A 16,621-nucleotide genomic window follows, 5' to 3' on the forward strand; every position below is an offset into this window, starting at 1 on the left:
TTATCTTCATCTCAAACCAATTAATGATGAATAACATGCTTTAGCACCTGTGGAAACCAGGCCGTAAATTGCTCAGGATCCATCGTTAATGCCTGCTCTAATTCTGATTGCGACCACCAGCGATAAGCCATCACTTCATTCAGGTTTGGCGCCACCTCGATTGTTTTAATGCTGGCGACCAATACATGGTCAAGCTCGTGCTCTATCAACTGGTTATCCAGCTCTGCGCGATAGACAAAGCTCGCAATATCATGCAACTGGGTAATACCGGTAATACCCATTTCTTCCTCTAGACGGCGTAATCCCGCTTGCTCTATCGTTTCGTTCTGTCTTGGGTGTGAACAACATGTATTGGTCCACAAACCACCGCTGTGATATTTACCCAACGCACGCTGGTGCATTAAAAATTCTCTTCCCTGTACCGTTTCACGATACAACAAAACAGAAAAAGCCAAATGCAGTGCCCCTTCACGATGCGCTTGCATTTTTTCCTGCACGCCTTGCACCTGACCGTGCGGATCGACTAATACAACCAGCTCTTCAATCATTACTTATCTATCTTCTACACAATATAAAAAATAAAAAGGACATGCCATGAACATGTCCTTGTTTTACAGCGGCACGTTTAATAACAGATCAATCCATCGTGCCCATTAGTGCATGTAATTCTACTATCACAAGCTGATTTTATGCTGAACGCCTTGCGACTTCGGCATTCAATTCAGCGAGTTTATCTTCCATCATTGTACGACATTTATTCGACAGTTCGCGCACGTCTTCTTTCGATAGCCCTTCGGTTGATACTGGCGGCAACACTTCAACGATCACCACGCCATTATCCCAACGGTTCATTTTTACATTTTCTGTCGAACTACAAACAATCGGCACCACAGGTACACCGGCACCAATCGCGGCATGAAATGCACCAGTTTTAAATGGCAGCAAACCACGGCCACGGGAACGAGTACCTTCAGGAAACATCCATACCGAGACCTGCAGTTGCTTGATCTTCTCTACGATCTGGCCGATGGTTCCCACCGCCCGGCTCCGGTTTGCACGGTCAATCAAAATGTTGCCCGTGATCCAGTAAAGCTGTCCAAACAGCGGCATCCAAACCAGGCTTTTTTTCCCGACCGTCACAGTACGTGGCATGATGGCACCAGAGACCGTAAACAGATCATAGGAATTCTGGTGGTTAGCAACATAAATGCTGGCTCCTACATCTTCAGCCCCTTCGGCGAAACGGAGTTCCAGCTTCATTCCCAAGATGCGTGACATCTTGCAAAAAAGACGGCCAACGGTATAAACGTTTTTCGGATTGCGCGGGCTTAATAAGCAGTAGCCACAACCAAAAACAAACATGAATACAGCAAAGATTGCGACTGCTACAACGCGCAATATAAATATCATGGAGCTCTCCTCAGCGTACAAGCGTTCGCTAGTATACTCAGGCAAAGAGAAATTACATCAATTATGTGGATATATTGAAGGTAAATTGCGTGGCTCTCACAATCCTGAACCGATGAAACCAATCGGCAGAAACAACAAACCCTCCGTTGAGGAGGGCCTGTCAAATACACTTACTTTCTGAACGTCCGGTTATCCCAACAGGAACACCTCTCCTGATTGGAATTATTCAGTATTACCTGACGGTTGCTCATTCGATGTCACTTCCAGTCGGGTCACTCGCTGAAGACCACGCGGCAACATCGTCCCCCGGCGTCCGCGCTCGCCGCGGAAGTTATCAAGATCTGTCTGTTTCAAGCCAAGCTTGCGCTTACCGGCATGCAACGTCACCTGGCATCCTTGTGGCAATACGACTAATTGCGACAAGAACTCCTCTCGAGATTTAGAGCGGGCTGCCGGTATGTTGATAATCTTATTCCCCTTGCCTTTACCTAGTTGCGGTAAATCTTTAATCGGGAACAACAACATTCGCCCTTCATTGGTGATCGCCAAAATTTCATCATTATTTAGATCAAAAATTGGCTGGGGCGGCATCACCGCAGAGTTTTCAGGTACCGTTAACAGCGCTTTACCGCTCTTATTTTTCGATACCATATCCGTGCTCTTACAGATGAAACCATATCCCGCATCAGAGCCCATTAACCACATCTGCTCATCTTCAGCCATTAATACCTGACGCATAGTCGTGCCAGGCGTTAAGTTCAGGCGTCCCGTTACCGGCTCTCCCTGACTACGCGCAGAAGGCAAGCTGTGCGATTCAAGCGCATAACTGCGACCATCCGAACCGATCAGGATAGCCGGCAAGTTACTTTTACCACGCGCATGGGCGAGATAATTATCACCGGACTTATAACTCAAGCTGCTTGGGTCAACATCATGGCCTTTAGCGTGACGGATCCAGCCTTTTTCAGACAACACAACCGTGATGGCTTCACTTGGGATCAGGTCACGTTCAGTCAGGGCTTTGGCTTCTTCACGCTCAACGAGCGGCGAACGGCGATCATCGCCATATTTCTCAGCATCAGCTAAGATTTCTTTCTTAATCAGCGTGTTCAGGCGACGCTCAGAGCCCAGCAGTTTTTCCAGGTACTCACGCTCTTGCGCCAGTTCATCTTGTTCGCCGCGGATCTTGATCTCTTCAAGCTTCGCCAGTTGACGCAGTTTGATTTCAAGAATGGCTTCAGCCTGAATCACACTCAATTCAAAGCGCGACATCAGCTCGGCTTTCGGATTTTCTTCGGTGCGGATGATCTCAATCACTTCGTCGATGTTGAGATAGGCCGCCAATAAACCTTCAAGAATATGTAAGCGTGCAATCACCTTATCCAGACGGTACTGCAAGCGACGACGTACCGTAGTACGACGATATACCAGCCATTCGTTGATAATTTCCAGCAACCCTTTGACTTGCGGACGCCCATCAAGCCCCAGCATGTTCAGGTTAACCCGGAAACTCTTTTCCAAATCGGTCGAGACAAACAGATGATTCATCAATTGCTCGCAATCAATACGATTAGAGCGAGGAACAATGACGATACGGGTTGGGTTTTCATGATCAGATTCATCACGCAAATCGTCGACCATTGGCAGCTTCTTCGCCCGCATCTGATTGGCGATCTGTTCGAGCAATTTGGCACCGGATACCTGGTGGGGCAAAGAAGAAATAACGATGTCGCCATTCTCTTTATGCCATACCGCACGCATCTTAATGCTGCCCTTGCCGGTACGATAGACTTTCTTCAGGTCACTTTTTGACGTAATGATTTCGGCTTCGGTTGGGTAATCCGGGCCTTTGACAAATTCCATGATGTCATCGAGATCCGCCTTCGGATTCTCGATCAAGTGCACGGCAGCACCTGCGACTTCACGGGCATTATGCGGCGGAATATCGGTTGCCATTCCCACCGCAATACCGGTAATACCGTTCAGCAAAATATGCGGTAAGCGTGCCGGCAGCATTTTCGGCTCATTCATGGTGCCATCAAAATTCGGCACCCAGTCTGCGGTTCCCTGGCCCAGTTCACTCAGCAGGACTTCAGAGAAACGTGACAGGCGGGATTCGGTATAACGCATTGCCGCGAATGACTTCGGATCATCGGGAGCACCCCAGTTTCCTTGGCCGTCGACTAACGGGTAGCGGTAGGAAAAAGGCTGCGCCATCAGCACCATCGCTTCATAGCAGGCAGAATCACCATGGGGATGGTATTTACCCAGCACATCACCAACGGTACGTGCTGATTTCTTGTATTTTGCCGTCGCTGACAGGCCCAGCTCTGACATCGCGTAGATAATACGGCGCTGTACCGGCTTAAGACCATCACCAATAAAGGGTAAGGCTCGATCCATGATTACGTACATGGAGTAATTCAAATAGGCGTCTTCGGTAAACTTCCGTAACGGAAGCTGTTCAACGCCATCCATTGAGACATCAGTCATGGTAGGGTAATCCGTTTAATATTTTCGTTGTTAATCGCTGCTTGCTCAGGCAAACAGCGATCAAACTCAATCTTGTGCATGTTGGGTATATAGCAGATACGTAATTCGCACCTCGCCTAATTGCATCAGACTTCAGCCATATCGCCTTTATCTTGCAACCAGTGACGGCGATCTTCGGCGCGTTTCTTACCGAGTAACATGTCCATCATTTCATTGGTCTGCTGATCATCATCAATGGTCAGCTGAACCAGACGGCGCGTATTGGGATCCATCGTGGTTTCACGCAGCTGCAACGGGTTCATCTCGCCCAGACCTTTAAATCGCTGGACGTTCACTTTGCCACGTTTGCTGCTGAGTCGCTCTAAGATGCCATTTTTTTCCGCTTCATCAAGCGCGTAGTACACTTCTTTGGCTAAATCGATACGATACAGCGGAGGCATGGCAATATAGACGTGGCCTGCACGAACCAAGGACTGGAAGTGTTTCATAAATAATGCGCACAGCAAGGTGGCAATATGCAGACCATCGGAGTCCGCATCGGCAAGGACGCAGATTTTACCGTAACGTAAGCCACTCAGATCATCACTATCCGGATCAATGCCCAGCGCCACTGAAATATCATGGACTTCTTGTGATGCCAGTACCTGATCGGCAGACACCTCCCAGGTATTCAGGATCTTACCGCGCAGCGGCATAATGGCCTGGAACATCCGATCCCGCGCCTGTTTGGCGGAACCGCCCGCCGAGTCACCTTCGACTAAGAAAAGCTCAGTCCGGTTAAGATCCTGCTGCGAACAGTCCGCTAACTTACCTGGCAGTGCCGGGCCGGAGGCGATTTTTTTACGTACCACCTTCTTACTGGCACGCATTCGGCGATGCGCATTGGCAATACACACTTCCGCCAGCTGTTCGGCAAGTTGCGGCCGTTCATTCAGCCACAGGCTGAAAGCATCTTTAATGACACCAGAGACGAAAGCGGCACACTGGCGGGACGACAGGCGCTCTTTGGTCTGACCCGCAAATTGCGGATCCTGCATTTTCACTGACAGTACGTACGCACAACGATCCCAGATATCATCAGCCGTCAGCTTCACGCCACGCGGCAGCAAGTTACGGAATTCACAGAACTCACGCATCGCATCGAGCAAGCCCTGACGCAGGCCATTAACATGGGTACCGCCCTGAGCGGTCGGAATGAGGTTAACATAACTCTCGGTAATGAGTTCGCCACCCTCCGGCAGCCAGAGCAGTGCCCAGTCCGCGGCTTCTGTCTGGCCAGAGAAGGCACCGGTAAACGGCTCTTCCGGCAGCAAGGTATAACCTTTAACCCCTTCGGCCAGATAATCTTTCAGGCCGTCTTCGTAACACCAGCGAATGGTTTCGCTGTTCACTTTATCGGTAAAGACAATCTCAAGTCCCGGGCAAAGTACCGCCTTCGCCTTAAGAACACTTTTCAACCGGGTAACAGAAAATTTAGCACTGTCGAAGTATTTAGAATCCGGCCAGAAGTGAACGCGGGTTCCTTTGGCACGACGGCCACAGGTACCGACCACTTCCAGCTCGGAGACTTTATCGCCATGTTCAAAAGCGATTTCATAAATCTGTCCGTCACGCTTTACTGACACTTCAACGCGAGTAGACAGGGCATTAACCACTGAGATCCCCACCCCGTGCAAGCCACCAGAAAACTGATAACTGTCACCCGAAAATTTACCGCCGGCATGGAGTTTACATAAGATAAGCTCGACCCCGGATACACCTTCGACAGGGTGAATATCTACGGGCATACCGCGGCCATCATCGATCACTTCCAACGACTGATCAGCATGAAGGATAACTTCGACTTTACGGGCGTGGCCAGCCAGTGCCTCATCGACACTGTTATCAATGACTTCCTGACCCAGATGATTTGGTCGTACCGTATCGGTATACATGCCGGGACGGCGTTGTACTGGCTCAAGGCCATTCAGAACCTCAATGGCTCCGGCGTTATAGCTTTTATCTGTCATATCACGGATAGGTTACTTGAAATTTTTGCAACAATAGTCAGTAACCCCAGCCCGGTTGTCAAGCTGAGGTCTACGGTATTACCCACAATTGTGAGTAGGTTATAGCCTTAATAGCCGGGTTATGCCCTAAATGTCCGGTTATAACCTTAAATAAGTAGCAGGTTACACCTATGGGGTCTGATCACAACCCAAGGAATTGAATAATGTCGGCAGGAAAGCGGTCAAAATCAACAAAACTATGGTCGCCATCAGGCTCCAACGTCTGTTTACAGGCGGCATATTTTGTCACAGCCTGGCGATAGTCCAGCACTTCATCGCCCATTTGCTGTAATAACCAGAGTAACTCAGGATGAGGGATTTGCTGAACATCCATGGCTTTTAATTCATCCATATGATGAGGCTCAAGCCAGTATTTCTCATGAGTATAAGGGTTGGCTTGCTCTCCTAGGTAGTCAACCAGCAGCTCATAAGGCTTCACTGCAGGATTCACCAAAACGGCGGGGAATTGATAACGGCTACTCAGCCACGTTGAGAAATACCCCCCCAGCGAACTGCCCACCAGCCCAATTTTGTATTCTTGTTTCAGCTCACTCACTAATTCGTCAATGAACATTGCTGCTTGGGCCGGATAGCACGGCAGTTGCGGGATCACGACGCAAATGTCAGGCCGATGTTGCTGGCAGTAATCGGCCATCACTCTGGCTTTCAGTGACTGCGGTGAACTGTTAAACCCATGAATATAAAGTAGCAGAGGCTTCATTTAATAACCTACTGCCTCAAAGTCGGGAGTAAAGCCACTGCCCTGCAAACGCGATACCGCAGTATGTAACTGTCCGTCACGGGTTAATTCAAGGTGACGCCAACCCGGGGTGATTTTATCCAGGGCAAAATCACTGGAATCAGGCAGAAACTGGATGCACGTCGATGGCGTGGCGAGCACCCGAACCCCGCGATAAGTCAGATCTAATTCCTGATGAATATGGCCACACAGTATGGTACTGACCTTAGGATATTTGCCAATCACCTGCCAGAAGGCATCACTATTATGCAGCTGATGCTGATCCAGCCAGGTACTGCCAGCATCCAATGGATGGTGATGCAATAATACCAACGCATGGCGCTCAGGATACGCTGCCAGAGCCTGATCCAGCATCATAATCTGCGCTTCGCTCAACTCGCCGTGGGGAACGCCTGGCACTTGGCTATCAAGCAAAATCACCTGCCAGTAATCACCTGCCAGCACTTGCTCGCATGACTTGATTTGCGCCGATGGCAGCACTGACTGCATGCTGGGCTGAAAATCATGATTACCCGGTAACCAGAAGCACGGCTGTGACCATCGTGCAATACCGCCAGCAAAATGCTGATAAGAAACTTGACTGTGGTCTTGTGAAATGTCCCCGGTTGCCACAATCGCATCAAACGGGCGTGCAGCCGCGTCTACAGCATCCAATACTGCATCAAAACTATCTTTAGTCACCACTCCCAACAAGCTACCTGCTTCATCAGCAAATAGATGGGTGTCGGTGATCTGGAGTAGAGCCACACTATCCGGGTTCGTTTGTGGCAGCGAGTACGTCTGCAAAACGTTAAAAACCTTGTCTGTTTAATTCAAATCTAATTAGCTCAGCATACTTCTGTCGCGGTTTAACAAACCGACTGTTTACTGATCCCATTTTTCAGGCAATATGCCAACCAATCCCCCAAAAAGCGATTGACCTGATGCTTCTCATCTTTTTGGTACATCCGCAAATTCGGATAATCATACCTTGGCTTAAGTCTCGAAATCTGCTGGGCGCGACACACTTCTGCCACTCTGGCATCGTGGTACAACCGCACAGTGAGTTGGGGGATTAAGTATTCTGCTACATCACCAGTGTTGTGCTGCCATAAACTTACCACCGTTGTATAACGGGTTGACTCAATAATTTTCAGTCTATATTCATGCTCAAAAACCTGATATACGCACTCATCTCCTACCGCATCATTTTTTGGCAGTAATGGAAGCAACTTCGCATAGTTGGTTTCATATAATCGCATGAGACCAGCAAGATCAACGGTGTATCTTTTATTCAATCGGTGTCCTTAGACCACTGAGTTTGTAATCGAGAATAGTTTAACTGCAACCATTGTAGCGCAATGATCGAAGCCGCATTCTCTATTTTACCCGATTCGACCCACTGGTACGCCTGTTGACGTGTCACAACATGCACCCGAATATCTTCGCCTTCTTCTTCGAGACCATGAATGCCCTGTGCCCCGGTACTATCAATACAACCAACAAACACATCCAGCACCTCAGAACAACCACCGGAACTGGAGAGGTAACGGGTGACTTTATCTAAATCCGTCACCGTCAGGCCTGCCTCTTCGACCGCTTCACGACACACCACGTCCTGGGCTGATTCGTCAGGTTCAATAATACCAGCCACAATTTCCAGCTGCCAGGGAGTGCAATCTGCCGCCATCGCACCAACCCTGAACTGCTCAACCAGTACCACTTTATCCAAGATGGGATCATAGGGAAGCAAAGCCGCTGCATGTCCGCGTTCAAACATTTCACGATCCAGCGTCTTGCTCCAGCCGCCGGCAAATAGCCGGTGACGGAAGCGGTACTTTACCATCCTAAAAAAGCCTTGATATAACATTTCAGTCGACAAAACATCGACATCTTCCTTGCCATACACAATACCATCAAGGCCCGCAGGCATCTTCTTACTCATGCGTGATCTCCATTTAGCCGTATTTTTCCATTCAAAAGGGTCTGCAGCAATGATCAAATTCAACTTTTTTGATAAAAATTATAATTTCTTTTAAGTCCGTACCAATTACAGGGTGAATTACCATCAAGATGTGCTCAAATAAGCAACGTAATATAGAGGTTACAATTACATATGATTAATTATTAAGCTAAATAATGCATAAAACTACGTGTGATCAGTTTCAAGCAAGGTATCTTAAGGTACACTCATTATCTGCGACCATTTTTATTATCAGGATCAGGAAAGGCATCCATGAAAAAATTGCTTCCGCTCATTATCAGCGTTGCGCTTGGCGCTTTAAGCCAGACAGCTCTGGCTGATGATCTCGCTGATATCTACCAACAAGCAAAACAAAACGACCCTCAGCTGTTAAGAGCTGCCGCAGATAAAGATGCAGCCTTTGAGGCAATTAACTCATCTCGTAGCTCACTACTGCCACAGATTAACTTAACTGCAGGCTATAACGTAACCAGTCTGGATGGCGATGATGAGGGGATTAACGGCGGTCTGAGCCTGAGTCAATCTATCTATAACCGTTCTAGCTGGATTAACTTAGACATCGCCGAAAAGGTTGCTCGCCAGAGCGATTCAACCTATGCAGCATCGCAACAAAATTTGATTCTGCGTGTTGTAAGCTCCTACTTTGATGTCCTTAAACGGATGGATGATCTGGAGTTTATCCGCGCAGAAAAAGCGGCTGTTGGCCGCCAGTTGGAACAAACCAAACAACGCTTTGAAGTCGGTTTATCTGCGATCACCGACGTGCATGATGCTCAGGCGCAATACGACAATGTGCTAGCCGATGAAATCATCAAAGAAAATGCGCTGACTAACAGCTATGAAGAACTACGTGAAATAACCGGCCAGGAACATAAAGAGATCAACATCCTGGATACCGCACGTTTCTCCACCAGTGCCCCGCAAACCGGCGTGCTGGATCTGGTCAAAGATGCCGAGAACGAAAACCTGACGCTGTTAACCGCGCGCATTTCACAAGATATTGCGCGTGATAGTATTTCACTGGCGGAATCCGGCCATCTGCCGACCCTGTCGTTTGATGCCGGCTACAGCTACAACGAGTTAAACCAGTTCAATGATGATGGTACTATCACCGCGGGTATCAATCTGAACCTGCCTGTTTATACCGGTGGCAGAACAACCTCAGAAGTGAAACAAGCGCAGTTCAACTACATTTCGGCCAGTGAAAATCTGGAAGGATCATACCGTAGCGTCGTAAAAGATGTCCGTGCGTTCTATAACAATATCAATGCATCTATCGGTTCTGTGCGTGCTTATCAGCAATCCGTGATTTCTGCCCAGTCCGCACTGGAAGCAACAGAAGCCGGATTTGATGTCGGGACACGTACGATTGTTGACGTATTAGATTCCACCCGTCGCCTTTACGATGCTAACCGCCAGCTGGCTAATGCCCGCTATGATTACATCTTGAATCAGATCCAGCTTAAACAGGCCGTTGGTTCGCTCAATGAGCAAGACATCATCGATATCAATGTCGGCTTGATGAACAGTAAATAATACGCTGACCGTCGTATTCAATAATGAATACGACGTCAGGTAGGACGTATAAAAAAAGCGCCATTTTCTGGCGCTTTTTTATGAGACTTTTTTATGACACTACTTGGAAAAGTGCTTACCCACGTCCACCGCGGATAGATTCAATAATTTCGGTGGTGGAACAACCATCTTCAAAATTCAGCACCCGCACCTCTCCACCAGCGGCAATCACTTCTTTACCGCCAGCAATTTCTTCCGGTTTGTAATCGCCACCTTTTACCAGCAGCGTGGGCAGAATTTCGCTAATTAAGCGTTGCGGCGTTTCTTCGGTAAAGGAAACAACCCAATCAACAGCCCCCAATCCGGCTAACACTGCCATCCGGCGATCTTCCGGGTTGACCGGACGGCCCGGGCCTTTCAATGCCCGCACCGATGCATCTGAATTTACAGCAACAATCAGACGATCGCCCAATTTTGCGGCCTCATTTAAATAAGCCACATGGCCGGCATGCAGAATATCGAAGCAACCATTGGTCATCACCACTTTCTCACCGCGCCGTTTTGCCGCCTCCACAGCCAATTGCAGCTGCTGTTCGGCCATCACACCGAACCCCGTATCCTGACAGCCATAGATCGCATCAGTCAATTCAATCGTCGAAAGGGTTGAGGTACCCAGCTTAGCCACCACAACACCTGCTGCGGCGTTAGCCAGCTTACACGCATCAGACAGCGATTTACCCGCCGCCAGTGATGCCGCTAATACGGAGATCACCGTATCGCCAGCCCCTGTCACATCATAAACTTCCTGAGCCTGAGTAGGCATATGCAGGGGCTCCTGACCTTTTTGCAGCAACGTCATACCATGCTCACTACGCGTTACCAGCAGCGCATCGAGATCAAACCGGTCAATCAAGGCCAGGCCTTTTTCGACTAACTCTTCTTCGCTACGCACCTTACCGGCCACGGTTTCGAACTCGGAAAGATTTGGTGTCAGCAGGGTCGCACCGCGGTAGCGCTCAAAATCAGCACCTTTAGGATCGATAAGTACCGGTACCCCCGCCTCATGGGCAAGTTCAATCATACTACGGATATGTTCAAGGGCACCTTTGGCATAATCCGATAAAATGACCACTTTCACATGGGGCAGCGACTGTTCCAGGCGCGGTAGTATCTGTTCGGCATCCACATCGTGGAAGCCTTCTTCAAAATCAAGTCGAATTAACTGCTGCCCACGACTCATCACCCGTAGTTTGGTGATCGTAGGATATTCAGCCAGTGACACAAAGTCACAGCGCACATCCAGCGAAGAGAGCTTTTCTGTTAAGGCTTTAGCCGCTTCATCAATCCCGGTCAACCCGACTAAACGCGCATGGCCCCCCAACGCAGCAATATTCATCGCCACATTAGCCGCTCCACCAGGACGTTCTTCAACCTGATCAACCTTTACAATCGGTACCGGCGCTTCCGGCGAAATGCGTGCGGTTGGCCCATACCAATAACGGTCTAGCATGACATCACCAACAACCAGCACATCAGCTTGATCATAGTCTGGAAGAGTCAGTTTCATTTTTATCTCCGGGATAGTAAAAACAGCCAGATACTAACATAAAGGTATATACCCAAACCACCTCATGATGGCTTTGACCTGATTCATTATTCAGCCTGTTCCGCCGGCTCCAGGTACTGCTGCCAGATCTGTTTGACAACCTCTCGCTCTGTGCCAAATTGCTGTTCATCCACGTAGGCAGGTAAGCCCAGTAAATTGAGGCGATGAACTTCGTCTCGCATACTGCAATAGGCCTGCTTCAGCGCAGTAGCCTGAGACAGGCTCAGGATCTCATATTCAGCCATGGTATCGAAAATACGCACATTGTCAGACCAGCGGGTTAACGCCGGCTGCTGGCTTGCATGTTGCAAAACCAGGTACTGAGCAATAAATTCGATATCGGTAATTCCGCCTTGGTCCTGCTTCAGACCAAACATGCCCGCTTTTTTGCTCCCCATATGCTCTCGCATTTTGTGGCGCATCGCCACCACATCATGCTGCAGCTGGTGCGGCTCCCGGCATTGCGTCAGGATCTGCCGGCGGACATCAGCAAATGCCTGCTGCAAAGGCGCGTCACCATACACCATGCGAGCCCGTACGATGGCCTGATGCTCCCAGGTCCAGGCTTCTTTGTGCTGATATTCAGCAAACGCTTCCATGGTGCTGACCAGCAGTCCGGATGCACCTGACGGGCGCAGACGAACATCAACGTCATACAATACGCCGGATGAAGTGCGGGTTGAGAACAGATGAACAATACGTTGTGCCAGCCTCAGATAAAACTGACGACCATCAATCTCTTTTTTCCCCGTGGTATTAACATCAGCCGGGCAGTCGTGCAAAAAGACCAAGTCAAGATCAGAGCCGTACCCGAGCTCCCAGCCACCGACCTTACCATAACCAATCACGCCAAAGCCTTTGCCGTCACGATCTGTCAGGTGGCTAGGTTCACCGTATTTTTCAGCTATTTGCAGCCAGGCCTGATTCACCACTGCGGCAATAATCGCTTCAGACAAGTAGGTTAGATGGTCGCTGACTTTCATCAAAGGCAGAGCACCTGCAATATCTGCCGCCGCAATCCGCAGCAACTGCGCCTGCTTAAACTGACGGATCGCTTCCATCTGCTGCTCCATGTCTTCTTCGGGGATCCGCGCAAGATATTCGCGAAGCTCCTCGCCGTACTGGTTCAACGGCGTTGGATTATAGAGATGTTGCGGATCAAGCAACTCATCAAGCAGAATCGGATATTGTGTCAATTGGTTGGCGACCATCGGACTGGCGGCACACAGACGCACCAGCTGGTTTAATGCAGCGGGGTGCTCACTCAGTAATTCGAGATATGTGGTACGGGTCGCCACACGCACAATTAACTTGATCACTCGCGCTAGCACCGGTGCCGCATCCGGACGCAATACGATCCGCGCCAGTACCTCCGGCATCAGTTTGGCCAGAACTTCCCTGCCGCGAGGCCCTAGCGTACGCTTTGCCAGCTCAGCTTTCATTCCCAGCAAAGTACTGGCTTGACCGGCCTGGTCCGGCGCATTCAGCTCCGCCAGAATATTAAGCAGTACTTCTTCATTTTTCGCCATTGCCCACAATTCATGGTATTGCGACTCAGCAGAACATTGGCTGTCATCATCATCAGTACCAATAATGTGATCAAACACCTGGTGTACGGCAACCATATGCTGCTGAGTCGCCGCGTGTAAGCCCTGCCAATCTTCATAGCCCATTGCACACGCCAAGCGCATCTGATCCAGAGGCTTATCCGGTAAGGTTTGAGTTTGCTTGTCATCAATAGCTTGCAGCAAATTTTCCAGCTTACGCAAAAAGCAGTAGCCCTGTTCTAAATCGCTCACTTGCTCGGCGGGTAACAGTGCTAACTGTTTAATTGCCGATAATGTTTCCAGTAGCCCCCTGCTGCGCAGGCTCGGCTCGCGGCCACCGCGTATTAACTGAAAGGTCTGAGCAATAAATTCAACTTCGCGGATCCCGCCGGCACCCAGCTTAATATTATTTTGCAGGCCGCGACGACGGACTTCGCTGCTGATCATTGATTTCATCCGGCGTAATGACTGTATGGCACTGAAATCGATATAACGACGGAAAACAAACGGCCGCAGCATCTGATGGAGTTCCTGATACTGGGTAAAGCTTTCGCGGCCCATCACCCGCGCTTTAATCATCGCATAGCGTTCCCAGTCCCGTCCCTGCTCCTGGTAGTAATCCTCCAAAGCAGCATAACTCATCACCAGCGGCCCGCTATCGCCAAAGGGCCGCAGACGCATATCAACCCGGTAACAGAAACCATCATAAGTTTGCTGATCGAGCGCTTTGATCAGTCGCTGCCCTAAGCGGGTAAAGAACTGTGAATTGGCGAGACTGCGTCGCCCGCCGCGAGTCTCACCGTTTTCCGGAAACGTGAAAATCAAATCGATGTCAGATGAAAAGTTCAGTTCGCCACCGCCCAGCTTTCCCATCCCCAGAATAAGCATCGGCTGTGCTTCGCCGTCAGCATTGGTTGGTGTCCCCCACTCTTTACAGCATTGGGTATAGATCCACTGATACGCTTCCATGATCAATGCTTCAGCCAGCAAAGAGAGGTGGGCCAGACTTTGTGCCAATGTGGCTTTCGCGGTGAAATCCCGCCAACCTATCCATACCATTTCCTGGCGGCGGAACGCCCGTAACCGGCGCATAAGCCCCGCTTCATCCGTGGCCGTGGCCAGCAACTGCTGCAACTGATGACGGTAGTGTTCACCATGCTCAGCATCATCAACATGTTCAGCCAGCCAAGGCAATAGTTGCCCGTCACGTACCATCGAGCCGGAGATGAAGTCACTCAACCCAATGACCTTATGCAACTCGGCCTGACGCTCTGCCGGCCATAGGGAAAGCAGCTCAGGATGAGCGTGTTGAAGTTTCTCCAGCGCCTTGGCTGAAGCGGCAGAAAGTAGATCCGGCTGCTCTTGATGTTGTGTCATAGCGGTTCCTTTGATTATTTCCTGGCGAGCGTATACCCAAGCTACCTTGGGTATAATACCAATTCCATTAATAACTAAGATACCATACAACAACGCCCACCAAAGGTGGGCGTTGTTTCTTTAATGACAGGATGTGTGAGCCGTCAGATATTGCCAGATCAGATCCGGAACGACTGAATTTTGCTTTCCAGTTGATTGGCTTGATTTTGCATGGTGTCTGATGTTTCAGAAAGCTCTGTCACGACCACGACCGATGCTTCTACCAGCTCGCGAACGTTGGTCAGGTTCTGATTCATCTCATCGGCCACCGTCGTTTGCTGTTCGGCGGCAGAGGCGATATGGAAATTCATATCATTGATCCGCTGGACCTGCTCAACAATTTTATCGAGCTCCCCCCCCGCACTGGTCACCAAATCAACACCTTCCGCCGCTTCCACCACACTCTGCTCCATCAGCGAAACCGCTTGTTGGGCACTGTTTTGCAGCTGGGAGATCATCTCCTGTATTTCAACGGTCGCTTTCTGGGTACGCTGCGCCAGGTTACGCACTTCATCGGCAACGACAGCAAACCCCCGGCCGGCATCACCGGCACGAGCCGCTTCAATCGCCGCATTCAGTGCCAGTAAGTTCGTTTGCTCAGAAATACTCTGGATTGTCACAATCACACTGCCAATCTGCTCTACGCGCTCTTCAACCTGATTCACCGCACCGGCTGACTGGCTGATATCCTGCGATAACTGATTAATAGTCACAATGGTCCGAGATACAAACTGCTGGCCCTGGGCCGCTTGTGCTGAGGTCCCTTCCGTTGTGTTGGAGGCATCACGGGCATGTTCCGCAACAGTCTGTACCGTTGACGTCATCTCACTCATGGCGGACGCCAGCTGATCAATCTCGTTAAACTCTTCTTGGGCCGACTCTTTGGTTTCTACCATGCTGATCGACATCACTTCCGCCAATGCCGACAACTCCGAAGACGTGTCGCGTTGGCTACTCATAACATCCCGTAACTGAAGACGTGTTTTTTCCAGCTCTCTGGCCAGATCACCGTACTCATCACGGCAATCCATTTCAATCGCCTGAGACAAGTCACGGGTTGCCAGAGACTTAATACTCTCAGCCAGATAATGAGTCTGGCGCAGCATGATCCCCGCGCCCCCCAGAAGGATCACGATGAAAACCGCAATCATCAAACCCGTCTGCCATGCCACCTGGAGCAGAAAACCACGGTAATAGCTCTCTGCCTCAGAAGCCGATTGCGAAGCGACAACCACCCAATTCCGGCCCGGTAATTCAATCACATATTCAAAGCGCTCTTCTTCATTCAGCACGACTGGCCCCGCGCCCGTGTGTTGCATCAGGTAACGGGGCAAATCCATCCCCTGAGCGGTAATATCGGTCAGTTCACTGATTGTGCGAACATTCGGATGGCCTAATACCTTGCCGCTGTCACGCTCGACCAGATAAAGGTAGGCACCTTTTTGCCAGCTTGTCGCCTGCGCCTTAATCGCCTGCTCAGCCAGTTGTTTGCCGTCTTCCCCCCGGGCGAGCAAAGTGCCCAGTAATGCCGCATTTGTTTGCGCCAGCTCTTCCGTGCGGTCTTGCTGGATCTGTACCACTGACTGGTAGAAGGTATTTGCATCCCACAACTGCTTACCAATAAGCAGCAGGGTACTAAACACCATCAACACAATAAGCTTAGGCACGAGACGAATGTTCGTGAGTCCTTTTTCCCATGGTTTAAACACCATCTTGGCCATTTTAAATCTCCGTATTGTAAGCATGCCAGCCGTTAAAAATTATGTAATTTATAGTGATACAAGATCTTCAAGGCTCAAAACCAGAAGTTAGAACGAATTATTTTTGAGCTCAAAACAATTAGGCCATTCTATATCCTTGCTA

Annotated in this window: 12 protein-coding genes; 1 reads left to right on the forward strand and 11 read right to left on the reverse strand. The window is 49.7% G+C overall.

Features of this window, described 5'->3' with window-relative positions:
• Positions 1 to 20: 20 nt before the first annotated feature.
• From idi to nudF, 8 genes are all read right to left on the reverse strand, one after another.
• Positions 21 to 548, reverse strand: coding sequence for an isopentenyl-diphosphate Delta-isomerase (gene idi, locus AC2204_RS13905; protein ID WP_318926282.1), 528 nt, complete (start codon positions 546 to 548; stop codon positions 21 to 23).
• Between the two features lie 139 nt (positions 549 to 687).
• Positions 688 to 1,410, reverse strand: a complete 723-nt coding sequence (locus AC2204_RS13910) for a 1-acylglycerol-3-phosphate O-acyltransferase (protein ID WP_318926283.1) — start codon at positions 1,408 to 1,410, stop codon at positions 688 to 690.
• Positions 1,411 to 1,632: 222 nt separating this feature from the next.
• Complete coding sequence (parC, locus tag AC2204_RS13915; protein WP_318926284.1) at positions 1,633 to 3,903, reverse strand: DNA topoisomerase IV subunit A; 2,271 nt, start codon at positions 3,901 to 3,903, stop codon at positions 1,633 to 1,635.
• A 125-nt stretch (positions 3,904 to 4,028) separates the two neighbouring features.
• Positions 4,029 to 5,912: a DNA topoisomerase IV subunit B gene (parE, locus tag AC2204_RS13920; RefSeq protein WP_318926285.1), complete on the reverse strand. Its 1,884-nt coding sequence runs from the start codon at positions 5,910 to 5,912 to the stop codon at positions 4,029 to 4,031.
• 181 nt (positions 5,913 to 6,093) lie between these two features.
• Positions 6,094 to 6,672, reverse strand: coding sequence for an esterase YqiA (yqiA, locus tag AC2204_RS13925; RefSeq protein WP_318926286.1), 579 nt, complete (start codon positions 6,670 to 6,672; stop codon positions 6,094 to 6,096).
• Positions 6,673 to 7,497 carry a 3',5'-cyclic-AMP phosphodiesterase gene (gene cpdA, locus AC2204_RS13930; RefSeq protein ID WP_318926287.1) on the reverse strand — a complete coding sequence of 275 codons (825 nt, stop codon included), beginning with the start codon at positions 7,495 to 7,497 and terminating at the stop codon, positions 6,673 to 6,675.
• A 62-nt stretch (positions 7,498 to 7,559) separates the two neighbouring features.
• Positions 7,560 to 7,988: a DUF1249 family protein gene (locus AC2204_RS13935; RefSeq protein ID WP_318926288.1), complete on the reverse strand. Its 429-nt coding sequence runs from the start codon at positions 7,986 to 7,988 to the stop codon at positions 7,560 to 7,562.
• A complete protein-coding gene (gene nudF / locus AC2204_RS13940) occupies positions 7,985 to 8,635 on the reverse strand; it encodes an ADP-ribose diphosphatase (protein WP_318926289.1) in 651 nt (216 codons plus the stop codon). Before nudF ends, AC2204_RS13935 begins: the two co-directional genes overlap by 4 nt.
• Positions 8,636 to 8,926: 291 nt before the next feature.
• Here nudF and tolC point away from each other — a divergent pair, with 291 nt between their 5' ends.
• Positions 8,927 to 10,210, forward strand: coding sequence for an outer membrane channel protein TolC (gene tolC / locus AC2204_RS13945; protein WP_318926290.1), 1,284 nt, complete (start codon positions 8,927 to 8,929; stop codon positions 10,208 to 10,210).
• A gap of 115 nt (positions 10,211 to 10,325) precedes the next feature.
• Here the strand turns inward: tolC and hldE are convergent, their stop codons facing one another.
• From hldE to AC2204_RS13960, 3 genes are all read right to left on the reverse strand, one after another.
• On the reverse strand, positions 10,326 to 11,756 hold the full coding sequence (hldE, locus tag AC2204_RS13950; protein WP_318926291.1) for a bifunctional D-glycero-beta-D-manno-heptose-7-phosphate kinase/D-glycero-beta-D-manno-heptose 1-phosphate adenylyltransferase HldE: 1,431 nt from the start codon (positions 11,754 to 11,756) through the stop codon (positions 10,326 to 10,328).
• An 86-nt stretch (positions 11,757 to 11,842) separates the two neighbouring features.
• Positions 11,843 to 14,719 (reverse strand): bifunctional [glutamate--ammonia ligase]-adenylyl-L-tyrosine phosphorylase/[glutamate--ammonia-ligase] adenylyltransferase, encoded by a 2,877-nt coding sequence (gene glnE / locus AC2204_RS13955; protein WP_318926292.1) that lies wholly within the window; start codon positions 14,717 to 14,719, stop codon positions 11,843 to 11,845.
• A gap of 158 nt (positions 14,720 to 14,877) precedes the next feature.
• Positions 14,878 to 16,479, reverse strand: coding sequence for a methyl-accepting chemotaxis protein (locus AC2204_RS13960; RefSeq protein ID WP_318926293.1), 1,602 nt, complete (start codon positions 16,477 to 16,479; stop codon positions 14,878 to 14,880).
• Positions 16,480 to 16,621 lie beyond the last annotated feature (142 nt).

Source organism: Photobacterium sp. (assembly GCF_057456235.1).